The following is a 16,719-nucleotide window of genomic DNA, read 5'->3' on the forward strand; positions in this document are numbered from 1 at the left end:
GCCCTCACAGCTCGAGGTCGTACTCCATCTCGACGGGGTACGGCGGCCAGGGAGCCGGCCGGCGCTGGCCGGTGGGCCGCCACCCGAGGTGCTCGTAGAGCCCGCGTGCGCGATGGTTCTCCACCAGGCACCACAGACTCGCGCGCCGCGCCGAGCCCTGCCGGATGGCCGCGGCCGCCCGCTCCACCCCGGCCCGGCCCAGTCCGCGGCCCCAGTCGTCGGGATGCACGGCCAGGATCCGCAGCGTGCTCTCGTCGTACGCCGTGACCGCGGCGAGCCGCTGCTCGCCCTCGACCACCTCCACCACGGCACCCGGCTCGGTGAGGATCAGCGTCCAGCGGGCGAGCACGTCGTCGAGCGGGTAGGGGTGCCGCTCGGGCGCGAAGACGTGGCCCAGCGAGGCCAGGTTGGCGCTGCGCTCGAGGTCCGTCAGCGCCCAGGCGTCGTCCGGGCCGGCACCGCGCCACCGGATCGGCGCCGCCCGCCCGCGCACCGGATCGCTCACGTCGCGTCGCCGTCGAGTCCCTGCGCGATGGCCCAGCGGGTCAGCTCGACGCGGTTGTGCATCTGCAGCTTGCGCAGCGTGTTCTGCACGTGGTTCTGCACGGTGCGGTGGGACAGCACGAGGCGCTCGGCGATCTGCTTGTAGCTCATCCCCTTGGCCACCATCTTGAGCACCTCGGTCTCGCGCTCGGTGAGCTGCGGCGCGTCCGGGTCGGGGGCCGCCGGCCCGTCGGCGAGGCGGCGGAACTCCCCCAGCACCAGGCCCGCCAGCCCCGGGGTGAACACGGTGTCGCCGGCAGCCACCCGCCGGACCGCGTCGAGCAGCTCCTCGCGGGAGGCGGACTTCACCAGGTAGCCCGTGGCACCGGCCTTCACCGCCGCCAGGACGTCGGCCTGCTCCCCCGAGGCGGACAGGATCAGCACCCGCGCGGACGGGTCGTGGCGCAGGATCTCCCCGGTCACCTCGACGCCGTTCGGGCCGGGGATCTGCAGGTCCAGGACCACCACCTGCGGCCGGGCGGCGGGGAAGCGGGCGATCGCCTCGTGGCCGTTGGCCGCCACCGCGACCACGTCCAGGCCCGCGGCCAGCAGGTCGCGCTCCACCGCGTCGCGCCACATCGGGTGGTCGTCGACGACCATCACCCGGATGACCTGACCTGCGCCGTCGATCGTGCTCATCTCACTCCCCCGTGATCGGGCGCTGGTAGCGCCCACGTCGGTGCACCAGCGGATCCGGCTCGTCGCCGATCGTGACCTGCTCGATCGCGCAGGTCACCAGCGTGGACCAGCCCACCTCGGTGGTCTCCTCCAGCCGCACCCCGGCCCAGGTGGTGACCGAGTCCAGCAGCGGACCCCACCGGGTCCCGGTGAACTCGGCCTGGGCGAACATCCCGCCGGGGGCGGGTGCCGTCCCGGCGAAGATGTCGGCCAGGTCGCGATGCGGCCACCTGAGCAGGCCGACCACGGCGCGGCCGGTGGACTCGAGCACGTCGAGCAGGTCGGAGTCGGGGTCGACCAGTGCCAGCACCACCCCCGGCTCGCCGCCGGCCACCATCAGCGAGGAGACCGTGAGCCCGGCCCGTCCGGACTCCTCGTCGCCGGCGGTCCAGAGGCTGACCACGCCGCCCAGCCGCGCGCGCAGCCGCCGGGTCGGCTCGCGGTCGGGCTCGGGGTCCAGGAAGGGGTGCTCGGTGTGGATGGTCACGCGTCCTCCGTCAGTGCTGGGGTGCGCGGCACGGTGAGCTCCCACTCGGTCCCGAAGGACCCGGTGCTGAGCTCGGCGGTGCCGCCGAGGTCGCCCATCCTGCCCAGGATCGATCCGCTGACGCCCAGCCGGCCCTCGTCGACGGCCTGCTCGAGCCGCCCGGGCGCGATGCCGGGGCCCTCGTCGCGCACGGTCACCACCACTGACCCGCCCAGGTCCTCCACCAACACCCAGGCCGGGGCCTCGTCGCCGACGTGCCGGGCGACGTTGTCCAGGCAGGCCGCGACCACGGCCGCGAACTCCTCGACCACCGCGCCGGGCATCAGCACCGGCGTGCCCGGTCCCGACACGACCGTGCGGGGTGGGCGTCGGGTGCCGAGCCGCTCGAGGGCATCCGCCAGGTCCGTGAGGGCCTCCCCGGCGGAGGTCGCCTGGGCGGCGTCGGGGACCGAGTCCTGTTGACGGATCATCGCGCGCAGCGCGATCTCCTGCTCGCCGGCCAGGCGACCCAGCTCGGCACCGGCGCCGCCCAGCTCGGCGCCGCGGCGCTGCACCAGCGCCAGCACCTGCAGCACGCCGTCGTGCACGGCGCGCGCCAGCCGGGCGCGCTCCTCGGCGGCGGCCGCGGCCCTCTCGGCGCGGTCGCGCTCGACCGCCATCCGCTGCAGCGACCCGCACAGGTAGCCCACGATCGGCCCACCGATGAGCAGCAGGAACACGTGCCCGTAGTTGGTCTGGGTGATCTCGGCGCGGGCCGCCAGGTCGACGACCGACAGGCAGACGCCGGCGACCAGGCCGCCGAGCGCGCGCCAGTGCACGGCCCAGGCCATCAGTGCGCCCGCCACCCAGAACCCGGGGACGGTGGCGCGGAAGTCCTCGCCCTTGAGCAACGGCGAGGCGGCCAGCGCGGCCATCGCCAGGGCCAGGTCCAGCACCAGCAGCGCGGTGCCGCGCCGGCCCGGCGCGGCGTAGGCCCAGATCGCGAAGCCCGTCCACAGCCCCATCGCGACCACCACGGCGATCCCGGCCACCGGGTGCGTGAAGTTGCCGATCCGCCACAGGTTCAGGCCCACCGCGTTGGCCAGCACCACGACGCGCAGCACCGCCAGGGCCCGGAACATCCGGTCCTCGACGGCCACGGCACCCGCCGACTCGCGCCACATCGCGGCGGGGCGCGAGGGTCCGCGCGATCGGGTCAGGATGCCTTCTTCTCCGCCGTCGGGTCGCTGTGGCCGGGTCGCTGGGTCTTCGCGAGCTCCTTGGCCTTGGCGGCGTACATGTCGACGTACTCCTGCCCGGACAGGCGCATGATCTCGTACATGATCTCGTCGGTGATCGAGCGCAGCACGTAGCGGTCGTTCTGCAGACCCTCGTAGCGGGAGAAGTCCAGGGGCTTGCCGAAGCGCACGATCGGCCGGGTGATCCTGCCGAACTTGCGGCCCGGCGGGGCGATCAGGTCGGTGCCGACGACCGCCACCGGGATCACCGGCACCCCGGTCTCCAGGGCGAGGCGGGCGACGCCGACCTTGCCGCGGTAGAGCCGGCCGTCGTGGGAGCGGGTGCCCTCGGGGTAGATCCCGAAGAGCTCCCCCTCGGCGAGGACCTTCTTGGCCGACAGCAGGGCGCCCTCGGCGGCGCCGCCGCCCGAGCGGTCGATGGGCACCTGGCCGGACCCGCCGAAGAACGCCTTCTGCAGGCGGCCCTTGATGCCGGGGGCGGTGAAGTACTCCGCCTTGGCCACGAACGTCACCCGCCGGGTGAGCGTCAGCGGCATGAACAGCCAGTCGGCGTACGAGAGATGGTTGCTGGCGAGGATCGCCGGGCCGGTCGACGGCACGTTCTCCGTGCCTTCGGCGACCGGTCGGAAGACCAGTCGCAACAGCGGCCCGAGCGCCACCCACTTCAGGAACCAGTACAGCACCTTCGAACCTCCTCGCTGACGAGAGGTCGCAGCGACCACCGTCGGGGGCACTTTAGACCCTGCCCGCCCCAGCGCCCACCTGCTCGCCCAGCAGGCGGCCGCGCAGGAGTGCGTGTCGCGGGGTGCTGCCCGGGGCCGTGCGGCACAATGCCGCGCATGGCGATCGATCCCCTGGCGCTGCCGTTCTCCGCGCCCGCCCGTCCCGAGCTCACCGCAGGCCGCCGGATCGGCGTCCTGCTCAGCCACGGGTTCACCGGCTCCCCCGCCTCGATGCGGCCGTGGGGCGAGTCGCTGGCGTGCCGCGGCTACGCCGTCGAGGTTCCCCGCCTCCCCGGGCACGGCACCAGCTGGCGCGAGCTCAACCGCACCACCTGGGACGACTGGTACGGCGAGGTCTCGCGCGTCTTCGACCGGCTGTGCGCCCAGAGCGACGCGGTCGTGGTCGGCGGGCTCTCGATGGGTGGCGCGCTGGCGCTGCGATTGGCCGCGGACCGCGGCGGTGACGTCGCCGGGGTGATGGTGGTGAACGCGGCGGTGACCAGCACCAACCGCCAGCTGCTCGCGCTGCCGCTGCTCAAGCACGTGATCCCCTCGATGCCCGGCATCGGCAACGACATCAAGAAGCCGGGCATGGACGAGCACGGCTACGCCCGGACCCCGCTGCGGGCCCTGGACACGATGGTCCGGGCGTGGCGGCCGCTGCAGTCGGACCTCGCGAAGGTGACCGCACCGCTGTTGCTGTTCCGCTCCGTCGAGGACCACGTCGTGGACCCGTCGTCGGCCGGGATGATCGCGGCGAAGATCTCCTCGCGTGACGTCACCGAGCGGCTGCTGCACGACAGCTTCCACGTCGCCACGCTGGACAACGACGCGCCGGTGATCTTCGAGGAGTCGGCGGCGTTCGTCTCGCGCGTCGGGCGCTGAAACGCCCGGGCGGCCGCTGGGACACTGGCGTAAGGTCGAGGGGGTGAACCGGCAGAGCGAGGATGACGCCTGGCGCGCGATCGTGGAGAACTTCGGCGAGCGCGCGGATATCGACGCCGAGCCCCAGCCCGACTCCCAGTCCCAGCCCGCCCCCGAGCCCGCCGCACCGGTGGCGGCCGGCCCCGGGGACTTCCCCGCCGAGCACCCCGAGGACGCGGCCGAGGAGATGCTCGAGAGTGGCTACCGCGACGACGACGCCTTCGTCCCGCCGCCCCCGCCGCCGATCCCGCACGTGCCACTGCCACGGCTGGTGTCGTGGCTGGGGCTGCTGGGCAGTCCGACCCTGCTGCTGATCTGCCTGATCGCCGGCGTCTCGCTGCCGGCCTGGCTGGGCTACCTGCTGGTGGGGGCCTTCGTGGCCGGGTTCGCCTACCTCGTGGTCCACATGCCGCGCGACCGCCAGGACCCCTTCGACGATGGCGCGGTGCTCTGAGGGCCCCTCAGCGAGAGGGCGGCGACGCCGCGACGCCGTTCGCCGCGTGGGCACGGCGGACCAGGTCCGCGGCCCCGACCATGCCCGCCTGCGGGCCGAGCAGCGCTGCCTCGACGGAGGGCACGACGCGGTGTCCGTGTGCCACGAGCGAGCCGGCCAGCGCGGCGCGCGCCGGGGCCAGCAGCAGCTCGCCGGCCGCGGAGACGCCGCCGCCGACGACCACGCGGTCCGGGTCGAGCGCGGCGACCAGGTTGGCGAGTCCCACGCCCAGCCAGGCACCCACCGAGGCGAACCCCTGGAGCGCCACCGGGTCCCCCTGGGCCGCGGCCCGGGTGACCATCGGACCGGTCAGCAATGAGGGATCTCCCGCGCAGCTCTCGCGCAGCGAGGTCGGCTCGTCGACCATCCGGGCGCGGACGAACCGGACCAGGGCGTTGCCGCTGGCGTACTGCTCCCAGCAGCCACGCCCCCCGCACTCGCACGCTCTGCCGTCGGGCACCAGCTGCATGTGGCCGAACTCGCCGGCCATCCCGTTGCGCCCCCGGTGCACCCGCCCGCCCAGGACCAGCGCTCCCCCGATCCCGGTGCCCAGGGTGACCAGCACGGTGTCGCCGTTCCCGCGGGCCGCGCCGTAGGTCCACTCCGCCCAGGCGGCCGCGTTGGCGTCGTTGTCCAGCAGCACCGGGACACCCCACCGCCGAGCCAGCCGGGAGCGGACCTCCTCGCCCTGCCAGGGCAGGTGCGGGGCGAAGACGACCCGCTCGCCCTCGCGGTCGACGAACCCGGCCGCGGCGACACCGACCCCGGCGAGCGGCGCCCCCGCCGCCGCCTCGAGGACCGCCTCCACCAGGCTCTCCTCGACCAGCCCGACGGAGACGCGCCGCCCGGGCGTGGAGCGCCGGGCCGTGCGCAGCACCCGGCCGCTCTCGTCGACGACCCCGGCCAGCACCTTGGTGCCGCCGACGTCGACGCCGATCCAGACCGGCGCGGGTGGTGCGGGGCTCACGCGCGCCGAGACAGGTCGGCGGCGCCGATCAGGCCGGCGGTGTTGCCCAACGAGGCTCGCCGGATGTCGAGAACCGGACGGTGCCCGCCACCGGTGAGGTGGGCACGGAAGGCCTCCCGGGCGGGCTCCAGCAGCAGCTCGCCGGCCTCGGAGACACCGCCGCCGACCACCACCACCGACGGGTCGAGCACGGCCGCGAGCGTGGCCAGGCCCTCGCCGAGCCAGCGCCCGATCTCGCGCAGCTGCTCGATCGCGTACGGGTCTCCGGCGCGGGCCGCGGTGGTCACCAGCGGCCCGGTGATCTGCTCGACGCGGCCCGAGGCACGCTCCAGGAGCGGGGCGGCGGCGGGGTCTCCGTGCTCGGCGCCCTCCCGGGCGTTGCGCACCAGCGCACTGCCGCTGGCGTACTGCTCCCAGCAGCCGAGGTTGCCGCAGCCGCACGGCCGGCCTCCCGGCACCAGCCGGACGTGACCGATCTCAGCCGCCACGCCGAAGGCCCCGCGGACCAGGTTGCCGTCGATGACGATGCCGCCGCCCACGCCCGTGCCGACGGTGACCAGCGCCAGGTCGTCGACGTCGGCCGCGGCACCGAAGGCGAACTCGCCCCAGGCGGCCGCGTTGGCGTCGTTCTCGACCACGACCGGCAGGTCGAGCCGCTTCTCGAGGTCGAGGCGGAGGTTCTCGTCGCGCCAGGCGAGGTTCGGGGCGAACAGGACCGTCGAGCGGGTCCGGTCGATGAAGCCGGCCGCGCCCACGCCCACGGTCTGGACCGCGTGCTCGCGGCGCAGACGGCCCACGAGCACCTCGATGGCCTCCTCGATGGCCTGGGTGTCGGTCGCCGGCGATTCGACGCGGGCCTCGGCCAGCACCCGCCCCTGCTCGTCGACGACCCCGCCGGCGATCTTGGTGCCGCCGACGTCGATGCCGCATGCCAGTGCCATCAGCCGACCGGCCCTTCGTGCTCGGGAGCCCCGGTAGCGGGCTCGTCCTTCACTGATCCGCTGCCCGATCCGGAGCCGTCGGTCGACCAGTCGTCCTCGGGCCACTCGTCCTCGGACCAGTCGTCCTCGGGCCAGTCGTCCCCGGACCAGTCGTCCTGGAGGTCGATGCGCTCGACGTCGGGCTCCCGGCGTCCCTCGCGCGCGTCCGCCATCACCGTCGCCAGCACGCCCCCGGCCGCCTGCAGCAGCGCGGAGGCCGCCACCGAGAGGTGCTCGCAGACCTCCGGGCTGAGCGAGCGCAGCGCGTGCACCGTGCGGCAGACCGGGCACCAGCTGCACTCGCGCGCTCCGGTGGCGAGGTGCTCGTCGGCCTGCCGGGCCGCTGCGCCGGCGTGGCCGGCGAGGTCGCCCAGTCCGTGTCCCAGGTCGCTGCCGTGCTCGCGCGCCCATCCGGCGAGCGCACCCATCAGCTTGGCCGCCTCCTCGGCGACGCCGCCGATCTGCTCGGCGCCGGGGTCGCCCGGGCGGCTCCGGTCGTCGGTACCGTTCGGGCCGGTCACCGCTCGGTCTCCTCGAAGCGCACCTGGAGCTCGCCGTCGACGACCCGGGCACCCGCGACGCGCAGCCGCGACAGGCTCGCCGGCAGCGACAGCAGGCGCCGGTAGGAGCCGACGGTCACCACCAGCTCGTCGCCGTTGCGGGCCAGGTCGACCTCGGGGCGGGTGACGAAGGGCAGACGCAGGCGCAGCAGGGCGCCACTGCTCCCCCGGGCGATCCGGAACGGGCCCTCTCCCAAGGGAGCGGCGAACGGGTCGTCCTCGCCGTACACCTCAGCGGCCAGCCGGGTCAGCGCCGCGACGCCCACCGGCTCCTCGCTGCGGTAGACCGAGCGCCACACCGGCAGCCCCGCGAAGGACTCCTCGACCTGCTCCAGCACGGCGTCCTGGGCCTGGACCCAGCCCGTGCGCCAGGCGTCGGCCCCCTCGGCCGGGAAGATCCGGTTGGCCACGACGCCGTCCACGCGGTAGCCGAACAGCGACAGCGACGTGTAGGAGCGGCGGGCCTCGGCGAGCACCACGCTCTCGGGGGTCAGCACCAACCGGACGCTGGCCTCGGGGCCGGACAGCAGCTCGTGGACCTCCAGCAGCTCGTCGTGCAGCCGCTCGACGGCGTCGAAGACGGTGTCGCCGGGCATCGGCACGCCCGCGGCCCGGTTGAGCACCGGGCGCAGCGCCTTGACCACCCGGCGCTCCATCGGCAGCACCCGCTCCATGTACCAGCCGAGCGCCTCAGGGAGAGCCAGCAGCCGCAGCGTCTCTGCGGTCGGCGCACAGTCGATGACGATCACGTCCCACTTCCCCGACCGGGCGTGCAGGCGCAGCTCGAGCAGCGCGAGCACCTCCTCGGCGCCCGGGATCACCGTCAGCTCCTCGGCGGCCACCCGGTCCACCCCGGCCACGTCGAGGACGGTCAGCAGATAGGTCTGGATCTCGGCCCACGACTGCTCGAAGCGCAGCTGCGCGTCGATCTGCTGCACGAAGAGGTTCTCGGCGACCTCGGTGGGCTCGGACCCGACACTGGCGCCGAAGGCGTCGGCCAGGGAGTGGGCGGCGTCGGTGGAGAGGACCAGGGTGCGACTGCCCTGGGCCGCGGCGAGCGCGGCGGTACCGGACGCCACGGTGGACTTGCCGACCCCACCCTTGCCGGTGAAGAGAAGTATGCGCACCCTGGCACCTGACCCGGGGGTCAGCCTCCCTGCTCGACGCGCTTCTTGAGCCCCTTGAGCGCCGTGTCGATGAGGATCTTCTCCCCCTTGCGCTTGAGCATGCCGATCAGCGGGATGGTGACGTCGAGGGAGAGCCGGTAGGTGACCTCGGTCGTGCCGTCACCGAGGTCGCGCAGCACGTACGCGCCGTCGAGGGCCTTGAGCATCTTGCCCTCGACCAGCGTCCAGGTGACCTGACGGTCGCCGTCCCAGACGTAGGAGAGCGTGTACTCGTCCTTGATCGGGGCCACGTCGAGGGCGAAGAAGACCTCCTCGGCGCGCTCGCCGGGGCTCTGCTTCACCACCTCGGCCTTCTGCACGCCCTTGGCCCAGGCGGGGTACGACTCGAAGTCCGCGATCACTGCCATCACCTCGCCGGGAGTGGCCTCGATGAGGAGAGTGGACGTGGTCTGCTCGGCCATCGTGAGACTCCCGGTGCTCAGCGGTGGGCCCGTCGGCCACCGCAGGTGATCAAGACCTGCGAGCGTACCGGATACCACCGGTATGACGAGCAGCGGTAGCCTGCGCAGCAGACCCTTCGGGCCGACGCTCATGACACTGCCGTCCGCCACCGCCCGTGGGCAACACCCGGTGACTTCCAGGAGGCAATTCGTGCGTGAGTTCTCCACGCCCCTGAACATCGAGATCCCCCAAACGGGGAATCTCACCGACGACGTCGTGGCCAACGCCCGCGAGGCGGCCGACGCCGTCGTCTTCAGCCGCAACACCGCTCAGGGATGGGTTGACGTCACCGCGGCCGAGTTCCTCGCCGACGTCAGCGCGGTCGCGAAGGGTCTGATCGCCGCCGGCATCGAGATCGGCGACCGGATCGCCCTGCTCTCCAAGACCCGCTACGAGTGGACGCTGCTGGACTACGCGATCTGGTTCGCCGGCGCGGTCACGGTGCCGATCTACGAGACCTCCTCGGCCGAGCAGGTCTCCTGGATCCTCTCGGACTCCGGCGCCCGCGGCATCGTCGCGGAGAACTCCGACCACGTCGCCCGGGTGGCGCAGGTGCGCGGCGGGCTGGACCAGCTCAACCACCTCTGGTCGCTGGAGGACAACGCCGTCGACGTGCTCAAGAGCCTCGGCGCCGACATCGACGACGCCGAGCTGGAGAGCCGTCGCACGCACGCGACCCCGCTCGACCTGGCCACCCTGATCTACACCTCCGGGACCACCGGGCGCCCCAAGGGCTGCATGCTGACCCACGGCAACTTCATGTTCGAGCTGGGCGTGGCGGTGCACGAGCTCGACGAGGTCTTCGAGGAGGGCGCTTCCACGCTGTTGTTCCTCCCGCTGGCGCACGTCTTCGCGCGCATCATCCAGATCGGCTGCGTCAAGGCACGGGTCAAGATGGGCCACAGCGCGGACATCGCCAACCTCGTCGACGACCTGGGCGAGTTCCACCCGACGTTCATCCTGGCCGTCCCGCGGGTCTTCGAGAAGGTCTTCAACTCCGCCTCCCAGAAGGCCGCCGCCGACGGCAAGGGCCGGATCTTCGACATGGCCGCGGCCACCGCGATCGCCTACTCGCGCGCCCTGGACCGCAAGCGCGGTCCCTCCCCGCTGCTGCGGGCACGCCACGCCCTCTTCAGCAGGCTCGTCTACGCCAAGCTGCGCGCGGCGCTCGGCGGACGCTGCAAGTACGCCGTCTCCGGCGGCGCCCCGCTCGGCGAGCGGCTGGGCCACTTCTACCGCGGCATCGGCCTGATCGTCTGCGAGGGCTACGGGCTCACCGAGACCACCGCCGCGCTGGCCGCGAACCTGCCCGTCCAGCAGAAGATCGGCACCGTGGGACGCCCCCTCCCCGGGACGTCGGTGCGGGTCGCCGAGGACGGCGAGCTGCTGTTCAAGGGCGGCCAGGTGATGGCCGGGTACTGGCGCAACGAGGAGGCCACCGCCGAGGCGATGGAGAGCGACGGCTGGTTCCACACCGGTGACGTGGGCGAGGTCGACGATGAGGGCTTCATCCGGATCACCGGGCGCAAGAAGGAGATCATCGTGACCGCCGGGGGCAAGAACGTCGCCCCGGCCGTCCTCGAGGACCGGATGCGCTCGCACCACCTGATCGACCAGGTGATGGTCGTCGGTGACGGCCAGCCCTTCATCGCCGCGCTCGTCACGATCGACCCCGACGTGTTCCCGATGTGGGCCGAGCACCACGGCAAGTCCGCCAAGATCGCCGACAACGTCGACGACCCCGACCTGCGCGCCGCGATCCAGCACTCGGTCGACGACGCCAACAAGGCGGTCTCCAAAGCCGAGGCGATCCGCAAGTTCCGGATCATCGCGCAGGACTGGACCGAGGAGGGCGGGCAGCTCACCGCCAGCATGAAGCTCAAGCGCAACGTGGTGATGCGCGAGTTCCGCGACGAGGTCGCCGCGCTCTACGTGCCCTGAGCCTCGCCGGTCGGCCGGGCAGGCGACTCAGTCGCCGACCCGGTCGGCCAGTGCGATCCGCTCCAGCACCGTGGGGTGGGTGCCGAACCAGAACTGCGACCAGGCCGGCGGCGTCGGATCGGACAGCGAGCGCAGCGCCAGCCGACGCTGCATCTCCACGAAGCTGGAGCGGTCGCCGGTGGCCTCCAGGGCCACCACGTCGGCGCGGGTCTCGATCTTCCGGCTGATCGTGCTCTCCACCGGGCTGGCCAGCAGCGTGCCCACCGCGACCAGCGCCAGCACCAGCGGCACCACCGCCGGGTCCGCGACCCGGCTGCCGCGCCGTGCGCCGGACCCCGGGTCGGACCGGGCGCCCGAGCCCAGCAGCGCCCCCAGCAGGCCCACGGCGACGAGCACGCCCACAGCGCCCAGCGTCGAGCCCACCAGCACGTCGTGGTGCTCGGCGTGGGCGAGCTCGTGGGCGACGACCGCGAGAACCTCCTCCTGGGGCACGTCGTCGACCAGGTTGTCGTAGAGCACCACCCGCCGGGTGCTGCCCAGACCGGAGACGTAGGCGTTCAGCGTCGTGGTGCGCCGCGAGGCGTCGGCGACCAGCACCTCGTCGACGTCGACGCCCTCACGCTGGGCGACCTCGAGGACCGCGGTGCGCAGCTCCCCGTCGGGGAGCGGCGCGAAGTCGTTGCTCAGCGGCTCCACCAGCACCGGGTAGACGAACGAGCCCAGCATCACGAACGCCGCGAGCACGACGCCCGCGACGGCCGGCCAGGCACGGCGCCAGCGCCGGGCGCTGCCCACCAGCACGAGCAGCACCACCGAGGTGACCACCACGCTGACCGCCTCGTTGCGTGCCACGTCGACGGCGTACCCGGCCCAGCTCTGCGAGGAGAGCCCGTAGGAGCGCCGGCGCTCGAGCAGGGCGAGCCCGAACGGCAGCGTCACCAGCCGCCCGATCAGCAGCACCACCGCAGTGCCGAGCACCACCCGCAGCCACCAGGCTCCGGGGATCCGCGCCATCAGCGCACGGCCGAGCCGGGTGAAGCCCAGCACCGCCGAGACCAGCAGCGACACCGCGAGCGAGGACCAGCTCAGCAGCCGCGATCCGCGGGCGAACTCCTCCCCCCGCGCGATCTGGTCGGCGCTGAACGCCTCCTGCGCCGACACGGCGCCGCCTCCACCCGCGTCCCAGGGCACCAGCACGGCGGCCAGGGCCACGAACGCGACACCGCCGACGAGCAGCGTCGCCACGCCCACGCCACGCTCGCTGCGCGTCATCGGGCCAGGTCCGTGAGACGCGCCTGCCACAGCCGGGTCAGCTCGCCCACCTCGAGACCGGTCTCCTGCCGCAGCACCCGGGCCAGCGGCTCGCCCTCGGAGACCCGCTGGTACAGGCTGACCAGCGCCGTCTCGCCGGCGACGTCGGCGACGACCTCGCAGGCCAGCCAGGCGCTCTCGTAGGAGGCGCCGAGGTGGGTGGCGCCGGTGTCGAACTCCTCGACCCCCGGCAGCGCCGCGGGCGGGCCGTCGCGGCGTACCTGCTCGACGATCTGAGCGGCCGTCGTGGTCAGCGGCAGCCCGACGTCGCGCAGGGCGACGTGGTCGGCGAACCCCTCGAGCAGCCACAGCGGCAACGACGCGGAGGTGGCGGCGCCGGTGGCGACGTGCGCCGCCTCGTGGCTCATCACCACCTGGGCGCCGTGGCCGCGCAGCCTGTCGTAGACGTCGGGGTTCACGAACACGTGGGTGGGCGCCGTCGGGCTGAGCGACCCGTCCACGGTGGTGGTCACCGCCGCCACCGCGTCGTAGGCGCCCTCGGGGGCACCGACGCTGCGGTGCAGCGCGTCCGCGGAGCGGGGAACCTCGACCACCAGCCGCGGACGCCACCGGGGCAGCACCGCCCCGACCACGGCGACCGAGCGCACTGCGCGCCGCGCGTAGGCGTCGGCCCGATCCGGGGTCCCGGCCACCAGCACCAGCGTGGTGGGGCTGCGACGCACCTCGAGCTCCTCGGTGAGCCACAGCGGCGAGCGGCCCTGCTCACCGCCGATGCCGGTGACCTCGACGCCGGGGCCCTCGGCCCGGAAGTCCACCACGATCTCGGCCCGGGCCGGCGTCCGGTCGAAGCCGCGGAAGCGCCAGGTCGCCGCGACGGCGGCCGACCAGGCCCCGTCGACGCCCGAGGTGTCGGTCTCGTCCACGTAGCGCAGCGAGAAGTCGGTGACGTCGAGGGCCTCGGCGTTGGCGACGACCGCCCGCAGCAGCGGCGCCGCGGCCGCGTCCTCGGCACCGGCCAGCGAGGCCGCCGCCTCCGGATCGCCCGCGCGTACGGCGTCGACCAGGTCGGCGAGCGCCTTCGCGGCGGCTCCGGCGCTCACCGTGGGGGCCGGGGAGGCACCGGGATCGGCGACGTACGCGTCGTCGCGCAGCAACGCGACGACCAGGGCGGCGAGCAGTGCCAGGGACAGCGAAAGGCCGACCATCCACCGAAGTGGACGGCCGGCCTTCGACGAGACGGGGTCAGCCAGGGCGAACCGCGCCGGAGAAGGGCATCGAGAAGACGCCCGCGACCGTCACACCCGAGCCCGGGTTGGCGGCGTGCACGATCTGGCCGTTGCCGATGTACATCCCGACGTGGCTGATCGGGCTGTAGTAGAACACCAGGTCACCGGGCTGCAGGTCGTCGGAGGAGACCCGCGTGCCCGAGCCGGACTGGCCGCTGGAGGAGTGCGGGAGACCGACCCCGGCCTGCGCCCAGGCCATCATCGTCAGTCCCGAGCAGTCGAACGCGTCGGGGCCGGCGGCACCGTAGACGTAGGCGTCGCCCACCTGCGCCATGGCGTACTGGATGGCCGCGCCCGCGCGACCGGAGGCCGCGGGAGCGTCAGCGGGCAGCCGGGTCTCGCTGCGCGAGGCCGTCCGCGTCAGCCGCTCGCGCTCCTCGGCCTCGAGCTCGTTGAGCAGCTTCTCCGCCTGCTCGACCTTGGCGTCGATCGCCGCCTTCTCCTTGCCGAGGCGCTTCTTGGTGGCGTCGATGTCCTCGACGCGCTCCTCGGTGGCCTCGCGGCGGATGTCGAGGGCCTCGAGCTCGGTGGAGTAGTCGTCGAAGAGGCCGGTCTGCATGTCGTTGAACGTCGACATGGTCGAGAGCTGGGAGAGGAACGACTCGGGGTCCTCGGAGACGACGACCTGGCCCACGGTGGAGATCGACTCACCCTGGTACTGACGCACGACCGACTCCTGGACCTGCTCGCGCACGCCCGCGAGGTCCTTGGCCTGGCGCTTCTCGTCGGCCTTGAGCGAGTCGAGGTCCTTGGTCAGCTCGGCCAGCTCGATCTTGGCGTCGTTGTAGCGCTCCGAGGCCTGCTCGGCCTCGTGGTAGAGCCGGTCGACGCGCTCCTTGACGGTGTCGAGGTCCGGTTCGGCGTAGGAGGGGGTGGCGGGGACCAGCCCGACCGCGATGATGGCTGTGATGCCCGTGAGGGCACTGATGAGTCGCTTCCGGCCGTGAAGCACGAGCGGGCGTTCTCCCTTGCGTGTCGTACGCCTACCGGGTGAGCTGACGGATTCGGGCACGACTGCCCTACCACCGCTCCACGCGCACGTGCGCGCGCCTTGCGATGGATTCACCCCAGGGGAAACGTGGTTCCCCGGCTCCGGAGCTTCTCAGCGTGAGCTGAACAGCCCCGAACTCGGCGCGGCGCCCGCGCAGATCGGTCTGATCTGCTTCCACGGGCACCAGCGGCTCACGTTAGTGCGCCGTCGCGGCAGCGGCAAACCGTCCACCACAACCCAAACGTGATTCCGCCCACTTGTCCGGTCCAGCTGGCCGGTCCACCCGGGCCACCCACCCGGTCAACGCGCCGCCTGACCGCCCGGGCGCGCCCGCCGCAGTGGCCGTCGCCACCTCGCCGGCTCGGGCCCACGCGTGTGGCGTCTCACGCGGACTCGACCTGGGGGCCGGTGGCCGGCCGCACCATCCGCAACGGCGGCACCAGGCCTCCCTGCGCGAGGATGCCGAGGGCACGCTGCTCGTCGTCGTCGAACTCCAGCTCCGGGGGCGGCCCGAGCAGCACCGTCACCACGCAGTCGTGACAGTGCAGCCCCCGCACCTGGCAGTCGTCGCAGTCGATTCGTGTCGTCATGTCGGGGACGCTCGCAGGGGCCACCGACAATGCGGCCCCCAGCCGCCTCCCCCGGCGTGTCGCGCCGGCGTACGAACGCCCCGCGGGCGCCCCGGGACCTCTACTGCTGTCGGGTCAGCAGCTGCACCAGGACCTCCGCGGGCACCGGCCGGGCGCCGTTGCGCGCGGCGTCGCGGGCCACCTCCCGGTCGCTGGAGACCACCACCACCACCCGGCCGCCCGGCTCGGCCGCCACCAGGTCGCGGATCACGTCGTCGGCGATCACCCCCACCGGGCTGAACAGCACCTTCACGCCCCGCGGCGCGGTGGCGGGCGGCCGCGTGGTCGAGGAGGCGGCGTCGAAGACGACCGTGGTCTCCGCGCCACCACGGGCGGCGACGGGGGCGAGAGCCTTCAGCAGCCGCGCTCGCTGCGCGTCCAGCGAGGAGTCGGGCCAGGCGCTCTTGCTCACGTTGTAGCCGTCGACGATGAGCCGGGCGCGGGGCATGGCCAACAGCTGCTCGAGCAGCGCCGGGGTCGGCGCCGGAGCCGCCGGGATCGGCGCCGCTCCCCGCTGCCCGTCCGCGGCGAGCTCCGCCTCCAGCCGCTCGCCGGGAGAGCCCGAGGCGGTGGGCAGGCCCAGCTCGCGGCGCAGCCCGTGCGCGGAGTCCAGCAGGGTGTCCAGCAGCACCCGGGCCCGCAGGGTGGCGCTCTCCTGCGCGTCGCGGCCGGCGCGACGCGCGGCGGCCAGCGCGCCCTCGAGCTCCTCGATGCGCCGACGCAGTCGCCGGTTCTCGGCCTCCGCGGCCGAGACCACCGACTCCACCCGGGCCGAGGCGCCCGCGACCTCGTTGCTCGCCGCGGCCACGCTCTCGCGGGCCCTGCGCTCCGCAAGCCGGGACTCCCCCAGTTTGCGCCGCAACGACGCGTTCTCCGCTTTCAGCTCCTCGACCGTGCGCCGGTGCTCGGCGCGCAGCTCGCGGTTGAGCGCCTCGGCGTCCTCGAGGCTGCGCGCCAGCTGCGCCAGGGCCGCCGACTCCCGCTGCTCGGCGAGGGCCTCCGCGCGCTGCTCCAGACGTCCCACGACCTCCTCGAGCTGCTCGCACCACCCCGCCGGCCGCAGCAGCCAGATGAGCGCCCCGACCTCCACGTCGTCGCCGTCGCGGTCGCCGCCGTCGTGCGCCCCCGTCTGCCCGGCCCGCACCGCCGCGGCCAGCGGCGACACGGCGGCGAGCTGGGTGGCCACCGCGGTCCTGAAGGCGTCGTCGCCGAGCGCCCGCTCGATCGCCGTCGCTCCCAGCCTGGCCCGGCGCTGCGGGGCGAAGGCCGCGACCTTGCGCAGGGCGGGCGGCAGCGTGGTGACCTCGGGCAGCACCTGTGCCGCGAGCGCGACGACGCGGGCTCGCAGCACGCCGGGCAGATGCGGGGCCTGGGTCACAC

At 73.7% G+C, this 16,719-nt stretch carries 18 protein-coding genes and 1 riboswitch; of the genes, 3 read left to right on the plus strand and 15 right to left on the minus strand.

What is annotated here, in order from left to right; all coding sequences use genetic code 11:
- Nucleotides 1-4: 4 nt before the first annotated feature.
- From AC6EH9_RS07440 to AC6EH9_RS07460, 5 genes are read right to left on the minus strand one after another with little or no spacing between them, the layout of a single operon-like run.
- Complete coding sequence (locus tag AC6EH9_RS07440; protein WP_498421871.1) at nucleotides 5-505, minus strand: GNAT family N-acetyltransferase; 501 nt, start codon at nucleotides 503-505, stop codon at nucleotides 5-7.
- Entirely contained in the window at nucleotides 502-1,182 is a 681-nt protein-coding gene (locus tag AC6EH9_RS07445) for a response regulator (protein ID WP_498421872.1), read from the minus strand. Before AC6EH9_RS07445 ends, AC6EH9_RS07440 begins: the two co-directional genes overlap by 4 nt.
- Before the next feature lies 1 nt (nucleotide 1,183).
- Nucleotides 1,184-1,708, minus strand: coding sequence for a flavin reductase family protein (locus AC6EH9_RS07450; protein ID WP_498421873.1), 525 nt, complete (start codon nucleotides 1,706-1,708; stop codon nucleotides 1,184-1,186).
- Nucleotides 1,705-2,871 (minus strand): MacS family sensor histidine kinase, encoded by a 1,167-nt coding sequence (gene macS, locus AC6EH9_RS07455; RefSeq protein WP_498421874.1) that lies wholly within the window; start codon nucleotides 2,869-2,871, stop codon nucleotides 1,705-1,707. The genes AC6EH9_RS07450 and macS overlap by 4 nt, the downstream gene beginning before the upstream one ends.
- A 32-nt stretch (nucleotides 2,872-2,903) precedes the next feature.
- A complete protein-coding gene (locus AC6EH9_RS07460; RefSeq protein WP_498421875.1) occupies nucleotides 2,904-3,629 on the minus strand; it encodes a lysophospholipid acyltransferase family protein in 726 nt (241 codons plus the stop codon).
- A 156-nt stretch (nucleotides 3,630-3,785) separates the two neighbouring features.
- Here AC6EH9_RS07460 and AC6EH9_RS07465 point away from each other — a divergent pair, with 156 nt between their 5' ends.
- Complete coding sequence (locus AC6EH9_RS07465) at nucleotides 3,786-4,553, plus strand: alpha/beta hydrolase (protein ID WP_498421876.1); 768 nt, start codon at nucleotides 3,786-3,788, stop codon at nucleotides 4,551-4,553.
- 43 nt (nucleotides 4,554-4,596) lie between these two features.
- Nucleotides 4,597-5,046 (plus strand): hypothetical protein, encoded by a 450-nt coding sequence (locus tag AC6EH9_RS07470; RefSeq protein WP_498421877.1) that lies wholly within the window; start codon nucleotides 4,597-4,599, stop codon nucleotides 5,044-5,046.
- Nucleotides 5,047-5,053: 7 nt separating this feature from the next.
- Here the strand turns inward: AC6EH9_RS07470 and AC6EH9_RS07475 are convergent, their stop codons facing one another.
- The 5 genes from AC6EH9_RS07475 to AC6EH9_RS07495 are packed head-to-tail and all read right to left on the minus strand — an operon-like array spanning nucleotide 5,054 to nucleotide 9,180.
- Complete coding sequence (locus AC6EH9_RS07475; RefSeq protein WP_498421878.1) at nucleotides 5,054-6,052, minus strand: ROK family protein; 999 nt, start codon at nucleotides 6,050-6,052, stop codon at nucleotides 5,054-5,056.
- On the minus strand, nucleotides 6,049-6,993 hold the full coding sequence (locus AC6EH9_RS07480; RefSeq protein WP_498421879.1) for an ROK family glucokinase: 945 nt from the start codon (nucleotides 6,991-6,993) through the stop codon (nucleotides 6,049-6,051). The genes AC6EH9_RS07475 and AC6EH9_RS07480 overlap by 4 nt, the downstream gene beginning before the upstream one ends.
- Nucleotides 6,993-7,553, minus strand: a complete 561-nt coding sequence (locus tag AC6EH9_RS07485; RefSeq protein ID WP_498422280.1) for a hypothetical protein — start codon at nucleotides 7,551-7,553, stop codon at nucleotides 6,993-6,995. The genes AC6EH9_RS07480 and AC6EH9_RS07485 overlap by 1 nt, the downstream gene beginning before the upstream one ends.
- Complete coding sequence (locus AC6EH9_RS07490) at nucleotides 7,550-8,719, minus strand: ArsA family ATPase (protein WP_498421880.1); 1,170 nt, start codon at nucleotides 8,717-8,719, stop codon at nucleotides 7,550-7,552. Before AC6EH9_RS07490 ends, AC6EH9_RS07485 begins: the two co-directional genes overlap by 4 nt.
- Nucleotides 8,720-8,739: 20 nt before the next feature.
- Nucleotides 8,740-9,180 carry an SRPBCC family protein gene (locus tag AC6EH9_RS07495; RefSeq protein ID WP_498421881.1) on the minus strand — a complete coding sequence of 147 codons (441 nt, stop codon included), beginning with the start codon at nucleotides 9,178-9,180 and terminating at the stop codon, nucleotides 8,740-8,742.
- A 190-nt stretch (nucleotides 9,181-9,370) separates the two neighbouring features.
- On the opposite strand from AC6EH9_RS07495, the gene AC6EH9_RS07500 reads away from it, so the two are divergent.
- Nucleotides 9,371-11,161 (plus strand): AMP-dependent synthetase/ligase, encoded by a 1,791-nt coding sequence (locus tag AC6EH9_RS07500; RefSeq protein WP_498421882.1) that lies wholly within the window; start codon nucleotides 9,371-9,373, stop codon nucleotides 11,159-11,161.
- Between the two features lie 27 nt (nucleotides 11,162-11,188).
- On the opposite strand, the gene AC6EH9_RS07505 is transcribed toward AC6EH9_RS07500, so the two are convergent.
- The 5 genes from AC6EH9_RS07505 to AC6EH9_RS07525 all read right to left on the minus strand — a co-directional run bounded on the left by AC6EH9_RS07505 (nucleotide 11,189) and on the right by AC6EH9_RS07525 (nucleotide 16,717).
- Nucleotides 11,189-12,433 carry a M48 family metallopeptidase gene (locus AC6EH9_RS07505; RefSeq protein ID WP_498421883.1) on the minus strand — a complete coding sequence of 415 codons (1,245 nt, stop codon included), beginning with the start codon at nucleotides 12,431-12,433 and terminating at the stop codon, nucleotides 11,189-11,191.
- Entirely contained in the window at nucleotides 12,430-13,638 is a 1,209-nt protein-coding gene (locus AC6EH9_RS07510; RefSeq protein WP_498421884.1) for a hypothetical protein, read from the minus strand. Before AC6EH9_RS07510 ends, AC6EH9_RS07505 begins: the two co-directional genes overlap by 4 nt.
- A 37-nt stretch (nucleotides 13,639-13,675) precedes the next feature.
- Nucleotides 13,676-14,671 carry a C40 family peptidase gene (locus AC6EH9_RS07515; protein WP_498421885.1) on the minus strand — a complete coding sequence of 332 codons (996 nt, stop codon included), beginning with the start codon at nucleotides 14,669-14,671 and terminating at the stop codon, nucleotides 13,676-13,678.
- Nucleotides 14,672-14,684: 13 nt separating this feature from the next.
- A riboswitch (cyclic di-AMP (ydaO/yuaA leader) is annotated at nucleotides 14,685-14,837 on the minus strand.
- A 256-nt stretch (nucleotides 14,838-15,093) separates the two neighbouring features.
- Nucleotides 15,094-15,300 (minus strand): hypothetical protein, encoded by a 207-nt coding sequence (locus AC6EH9_RS07520; RefSeq protein ID WP_498421886.1) that lies wholly within the window; start codon nucleotides 15,298-15,300, stop codon nucleotides 15,094-15,096.
- Between the two features lie 100 nt (nucleotides 15,301-15,400).
- Nucleotides 15,401-16,717: an NYN domain-containing protein gene (locus AC6EH9_RS07525; RefSeq protein WP_498421887.1), complete on the minus strand. Its 1,317-nt coding sequence runs from the start codon at nucleotides 16,715-16,717 to the stop codon at nucleotides 15,401-15,403.
- Between the last annotated feature and the right edge of the window lie 2 nt (nucleotides 16,718-16,719).

This window comes from Nocardioides sp. Z21_20 (assembly GCF_059766585.1).

What these genes read in the sequence shown, in the direction of transcription:
- AC6EH9_RS07465 (WP_498421876.1), top strand. Translation starts at nt 3,786, where the DNA reads ATGGCGATCGATCCCCTGGCGCTGCCGTTCTCCGCGCCCGCCCGTCCC.
- AC6EH9_RS07480 (WP_498421879.1), bottom strand. Translation starts at nt 6,993, where the DNA reads ATGGCACTGGCATGCGGCATCGACGTCGGCGGCACCAAGATCGCCGGC.
- AC6EH9_RS07505 (WP_498421883.1), bottom strand. Translation starts at nt 12,433, where the DNA reads ATGACGCGCAGCGAGCGTGGCGTGGGCGTGGCGACGCTGCTCGTCGGC.
- AC6EH9_RS07520 (WP_498421886.1), bottom strand. Translation starts at nt 15,300, where the DNA reads ATGACGACACGAATCGACTGCGACGACTGCCAGGTGCGGGGGCTGCAC.
- AC6EH9_RS07445 (WP_498421872.1), bottom strand. Translation starts at nt 1,182, where the DNA reads ATGAGCACGATCGACGGCGCAGGTCAGGTCATCCGGGTGATGGTCGTC.
- AC6EH9_RS07495 (WP_498421881.1), bottom strand. Translation starts at nt 9,180, where the DNA reads ATGGCCGAGCAGACCACGTCCACTCTCCTCATCGAGGCCACTCCCGGC.
- AC6EH9_RS07510 (WP_498421884.1), bottom strand. Translation starts at nt 13,638, where the DNA reads ATGGTCGGCCTTTCGCTGTCCCTGGCACTGCTCGCCGCCCTGGTCGTC.
- macS (WP_498421874.1), bottom strand. Translation starts at nt 2,871, where the DNA reads ATGTGGCGCGAGTCGGCGGGTGCCGTGGCCGTCGAGGACCGGATGTTC.